3 protein-coding genes and 1 tRNA gene are annotated in these 5,831 nt (G+C 60.1%); 3 read left to right on the forward strand and 1 reads right to left on the reverse strand.

The window, feature by feature from the left end:
* Positions 1-115: 115 nt before the first annotated feature.
* Positions 116-1,312 (reverse strand): amino acid aminotransferase, encoded by a 1,197-nt coding sequence (locus tag MA884_RS27640; protein WP_256233468.1) that lies wholly within the window; start codon positions 1,310-1,312, stop codon positions 116-118.
* A 332-nt stretch (positions 1,313-1,644) separates the two neighbouring features.
* On the opposite strand from MA884_RS27640, the gene uvrB reads away from it, so the two are divergent.
* The 3 genes from uvrB (at position 1,645) to MA884_RS27655 (ending at position 5,697) form a co-directional block, all read left to right on the forward strand.
* The gene (gene uvrB, locus MA884_RS27645; protein WP_256233469.1) at positions 1,645-3,660 is read left to right on the forward strand and encodes an excinuclease ABC subunit UvrB; all 2,016 of its coding nucleotides are present in this window, start codon (positions 1,645-1,647) and stop codon (positions 3,658-3,660) included.
* A 230-nt stretch (positions 3,661-3,890) separates the two neighbouring features.
* The gene (gene gltX, locus MA884_RS27650; protein WP_256233470.1) at positions 3,891-5,372 is read left to right on the forward strand and encodes a glutamate--tRNA ligase; all 1,482 of its coding nucleotides are present in this window, start codon (positions 3,891-3,893) and stop codon (positions 5,370-5,372) included.
* A gap of 249 nt (positions 5,373-5,621) precedes the next feature.
* Positions 5,622-5,697, forward strand: a tRNA-Ala gene (locus MA884_RS27655).
* Positions 5,698-5,831 lie beyond the last annotated feature (134 nt).

Below are 5,831 nucleotides of genomic sequence, written 5' to 3' on the forward strand. Positions count from 1 at the left end.
TCGCAGGCTTCGCCAGCTCCTACAGAGCCCAGCGGGAGCAAGCTCCCTCGCCACGAGGCAATGTGAGCGCGAAAAAAAGGGAAGCCTCGGCTTCCCTTTTTCATCCCAGTGACCTTCAGATCACCTGAACAATCGCCTTGGTCACCGCATCGATGTTGTTCTGGTTCAGCGCGGCCACGCAGATGCGGCCGGTGTCCAGGGCATAGATGCCGAACTCGTTACGCAGGCGCGTCACTTGTTCAACGGTCAGGCCGGAGTAGGAAAACATCCCGCGCTGACGTGCGACAAAGCTGAAATCACGGTGCGGAGCGGCTTTAGCCAGCATGTCCACCATCTGGTTGCGCATGCCACGAATCCGCAGGCGCATTTCGGCCAGCTCCGCTTCCCACTGGGCCCGCAATTCCGGACTGTTGAGCACGGCCGCGACAATGCTGGCGCCGTGGGTCGGCGGGTTGGAATAGTTGGTGCGGATCACACGCTTGACCTGGGACAGCACCCGGGCACTTTCTTCTTTCGATTCGCTGACGATCGACAGGGCGCCGACGCGCTCGCCGTACAAGGAGAACGACTTGGAGAACGAGCTGGAGGCAAAGAAGGTCAGGCCCGACTCGGCGAACAGGCGCACGGCTGCGGCATCTTCATCGATACCGTCGCCAAAGCCCTGGTAGGCCATGTCCAGGAATGGAACATGATTCTTGGCCTTGACCACGTCCAGCACGTTTTTCCAGTCTTGCGGGCTCAGGTCCACGCCGGTCGGGTTGTGGCAGCAGGCGTGCAGCACGACGATCGAGCGGTCGGGCAGGGCGTTGAGGTCTTCCAGCAGACCGGCACGGTTCACGTCATGGGTGGCGGCGTCGTAGTAGCGGTAGTTCTGCACCGGGAAACCGGCGGTTTCGAACAACGCTCGGTGGTTTTCCCAGCTTGGATCGCTGATGGCCACGACGGCGTCGGGCAGCAGTTGCTTAAGGAAGTCGGCACCGATCTTCAGTGCGCCGGTGCCGCCCACGGCCTGGGTAGTGATGATGCGGCCGGAGGCGATCAGCGGTGAGTCCTTGCCAAACAGCAGGGTCTGGACCGCCTGGTCGTAGGCGGCAATGCCGTCGATCGGCAGGTAACCGCGGGAAACGTGTTGGGCCACGCGAATCGTCTCGGCTTCGACAACGGCGCGCAGAAGTGGAATGCGCCCCTCCTCGTTGCAGTAAACACCCACGCCCAGGTTGACCTTATTGGTACGGGTGTCGGCGTTGAATGCTTCGTTGAGGCCCAGGATGGGGTCGCGTGGTGCCAATTCGACAGCGGAAAACAGGCTCATTATTGCGCGGCTCTGAATGGAGTGTGAGGGGACGTGTAGCGCTCCAGCCGAATGCACTAGAGCGGTGCACAAACGGGGAGCTAGTATAGAGGCCATCACCGGGCGCGGCGACAGGCGATTCGGTTTTTAAGGCAAGTATTTTCGTTTTTTTTCGACCGTTAGTCCCCTGGCAGCGTCAAAGACTTCAAGGCGTGTAGGACGTTCGTCTTGAAAGCGAAGGCATTCACCTCCACATTGTATGCATCCCAGTTTTTTCCTCGGGCGACATCAGTCGTTTCGGTCTTTCTCGTTCCTGTTGGCTGGCCGACAGGGGTGAACCCAGAGGTTATGTTATGTCTGAATTCCAGCTAGTCACCCGATTCCAGCCCGCCGGCGACCAGCCGCAAGCCATTCGCCTGATGGTCGAAGGCATTGAGGCTGGCCTGGCGCACCAGACGCTGCTCGGTGTGACAGGCTCGGGCAAGACTTTCAGCATCGCCAACGTGATTGCCCAGGTGCAGCGCCCGACCCTGGTGTTGGCACCGAACAAGACCCTCGCGGCGCAGCTGTATGGCGAGTTCAAGGCGTTTTTCCCCAATAACGCGGTGGAATACTTCGTTTCCTATTACGACTACTACCAACCCGAGGCCTACGTACCGTCGTCGGACACCTTCATCGAGAAGGATGCTTCGATCAACGACCACATTGAACAGATGCGGCTCTCGGCCACCAAGGCATTGCTCGAGCGCAAGGACGCGATCATCGTCACCACGGTGTCGTGCATCTATGGCCTGGGCAGCCCGGAAACGTACCTGAAGATGGTCTTGCACGTTGATCGCGGCGACAAGCTCGACCAGCGGGCGTTGTTGCGCCGCCTGGCGGACCTGCAATACACCCGCAACGACATGGATTTCGCCCGGGCGACGTTCCGGGTCCGTGGTGATGTTATTGACATCTACCCGGCGGAATCGGACCTGGAGGCGATCCGCATCGAGCTGTTTGATGACGAAGTGGAGAGTCTTTCGGCGTTCGATCCGTTGACGGGCGAGGTGATCCGCAAGCTGCCGCGCTTCACCTTCTACCCCAAGAGCCATTACGTGACGCCACGGGAAACCCTGCTGGGCGCTATGGAAGGGATCAAGGTTGAATTGCAAGAACGTCTGGAATACCTGCGGTCGAACAATAAACTGGTGGAAGCCCAGCGTCTGGAGCAGCGGACCCGTTTCGACCTTGAGATGATTCTGGAACTGGGTTATTGCAACGGCATCGAAAACTACTCGCGCTACCTGTCGGGTCGTCCGTCGGGCGCGCCACCGCCCACGTTGTATGACTATCTGCCGGCCGATGCCTTGCTGGTGATCGACGAATCTCACGTCAGCGTGCCCCAGGTCGGCGCTATGTACAAAGGCGACCGGTCCCGCAAGGAAACCCTGGTGGAATACGGTTTTCGCTTGCCCTCGGCCCTGGATAACCGGCCGATGCGCTTTGACGAATGGGAAAGTGTGAGCCCGCAGACGATTTTCGTCTCGGCCACCCCAGGCAACTACGAGGCCGAGCATGCCGGCCGGGTGGTCGAGCAGGTGGTGCGGCCCACCGGGCTGGTCGATCCGCAGGTTGAAGTGCGCCCGGCGCTGACTCAAGTCGATGATCTGCTCTCGGAAATCTCCAAGCGTGTGGCAGTGGAGGAACGGGTGTTGGTCACCACGCTGACCAAGCGCATGGCCGAAGACCTGACCGATTATCTGGCCGACCATGGCGTGCGGGTGCGCTACCTGCACTCGGACATCGACACGGTGGAGCGGGTCGAGATCATCCGCGACCTGCGCCTGGGTACGTTCGATGTCCTGGTGGGGATCAACCTCCTGCGCGAAGGCCTGGACATGCCTGAGGTGTCCTTGGTGGCGATCCTTGACGCCGATAAGGAAGGTTTCCTGCGCTCCGAGCGCTCGTTGATCCAGACCATCGGTCGGGCGGCGCGTAACCTCAACGGCCGGGCGATTCTCTATGCCGATCGCATCACCGGCTCCATGGAGCGGGCTATTGGCGAGACCGAGCGTCGTCGCGATAAACAGATTGCCTTCAACCTGGCCAACGGCATCACGCCAAAAGGGGTGTTCAAGGACGTCGCCGATATCATGGAAGGCGCCACCGTGCCCGGCTCGCGCAGCAAAAAGCGCAAGGGCATGGCCAAGGCCGCCGAAGAGAGCGCCCGTTACGAAGCCGAACTGCGCTCGCCGAGCGAAATCAGCAAACGCATCCGCCAGCTGGAAGAAAAAATGTACCAACTGGCCCGGGACCTGGAGTTCGAAGCGGCGGCGCAGTTGCGTGACGAGATTGGCAAGCTGCGCGAGCGGTTGCTGACCGTTTGAGTGTTGTGGTGGGTTCAAAGGCCTCATCGCGAGCAGGCTCGCTCCCACAGGAAACCGAGTCGTCTGGACTGGATGCGGTCCAATGTGGGAGCGAGCCTGCTCGCGATGGGCGCAACTCGGGCTAACGACTGACCACACAAGTCCCCCTCTCACTGGAGCCCGCCCGCCATCGCCTGTTACCATTCGCCCCCTGTTTCATCTTCGCTTTTATATTCTTTCCGAGACATGCCATGACCACCGTCCGCACCCGCATCGCGCCTTCGCCCACTGGCGATCCCCATGTCGGCACCGCTTACATCGCTTTGTTCAATTATTGCTTTGCCAAGCAGCACGGCGGTGAGTTCATCCTGCGGATCGAGGACACCGACCAGTTGCGTTCGACTCGCGAGTCCGAACAGCAGATCTTCGACGCCCTGCGCTGGCTGGGCATCGACTGGAGCGAAGGGCCGGACGTCGGCGGCCCGCACGGTCCTTACCGCCAGAGCGAGCGCGGTGACATCTACCGGCAGTATTGTCAGCAACTGGTCGACATGGGTCACGCCTTCCCGTGCTTCTGCACCGCCGAAGAGCTGGACCAGATGCGCGCCGAGCAAATGGCCCGCGGCGAGACCCCGCGCTACGACGGCCGCGCGTTGCTGCTGTCCAAGGAGGAAGTCGCCCGTCGCCTGGCCGCTGGCGAGCCCCATGTGATCCGCATGAAAGTGCCGAGCGAAGGCGTTTGCGTGGTGCCGGACATGCTGCGTGGCGATGTCGAGATCCCGTGGGATCGCATGGACATGCAAGTGCTGATGAAGACCGACGGCCTGCCGACCTATTTCCTGGCGAACGTGGTCGATGATCACCTGATGGGCATCACCCACGTCCTGCGCGGTGAAGAGTGGCTGCCGTCGGCGCCGAAACTGATCCTGCTCTACGAATACTTTGGCTGGGAACAACCGCAGTTGTGCTACATGCCGCTGCTGCGTAACCCGGACAAGAGCAAGCTGTCCAAGCGCAAGAACCCGACGTCGGTGACCTTCTACGAGCGCATGGGCTTTATGCCCGAGGCGATGCTCAACTACCTGGGGCGCATGGGCTGGTCGATGCCGGACGAGCGCGAGAAGTTTTCGCTGCAGGAAATGGTCGAGCACTTCGACCTGTCGCGGGTGTCCTTGGGTGGCCCGATCTTCGATGTCGAGAAACTCTCGTGGCTCAACGGTCAGTGGCTGCGGGACCTGCCTGTTGAAGAGTTCGCCGCACGTGTGCAGAAGTGGGCATTGAATCCTGAGTACATGATGAAAATCGCTCCCCATGTGCAGGGCAGGGTGGAGACGTTCAGCCAGATCGCGCCACTGGCCGGCTTCTTCTTCGCCGGCGGCGTGACCCCGGATGCGAAGCTGTTCGAGTCCAAGAAACTTTCGGGTGATCAGGTGCGACAGTTGATGCAATTGATCCTGTGGAAACTCGAGAGTCTGCGTCAGTGGGAAAAGGACAGCATCACCGCAACCATCCAGGCTGTGGTCGAATCGCTGGAGCTGAAGCTGCGTGATGCCATGCCGCTGATGTTCGCCGCCATTACTGGCCAGGCCAGTTCCGTATCGGTGCTCGACGCCATGGAGATCCTTGGCCCGGACCTGACCCGTTTTCGTCTGCGCCAGGCCATCGACCTGCTCGGTGGTGTGTCGAAGAAGGAGAACAAGGAGTGGGAAAAACTGCTGGGCGCGATTGCCTGATTGCCCTGTAGGAGCTGTCGAGCGAAGCGAGGCTGCGATCTTTTGATTTTTCGCTTGAGATTCAATTAGCTGGGGAAAGATCGCAGCCTCGCTTCGCTCTACAGCGCCTACGAAACAGGCGAGGCCCCAGCTTTATTGGGGGAAGGTGGTAAGTGATTGTTATCCCGGCAAAAAACTTTCAAATTTGTTGAAAATAAATTTGACAGCCCTCTGATACGCCCTTAAGATTCGCCCCGTCCTCAGCGATGAGGGGCTATAGCTCAGCTGGGAGAGCGCTTGCATGGCATGCAAGAGGTCGACGGTTCGATCCCGTCTAGCTCCACCAATTTACACTTCAAGGCCTGGCCACACCGGCCTTGAGGCGATCAGCACTCAGCGTTGATCAGTTGTATAGAAGGGTTTGCGTCCCCTTCGTCTAGTGGCCTAGGACACCGCCCTTTCACGGCGGTAACAGGGGTT

Origin of the sequence: Pseudomonas sp. Q11, assembly GCF_024494355.1 — a bacterium.
In the GTDB taxonomy this organism is placed as follows: Bacteria; Pseudomonadota; Gammaproteobacteria; order Pseudomonadales; family Pseudomonadaceae; genus Aquipseudomonas; species Aquipseudomonas hefeiensis.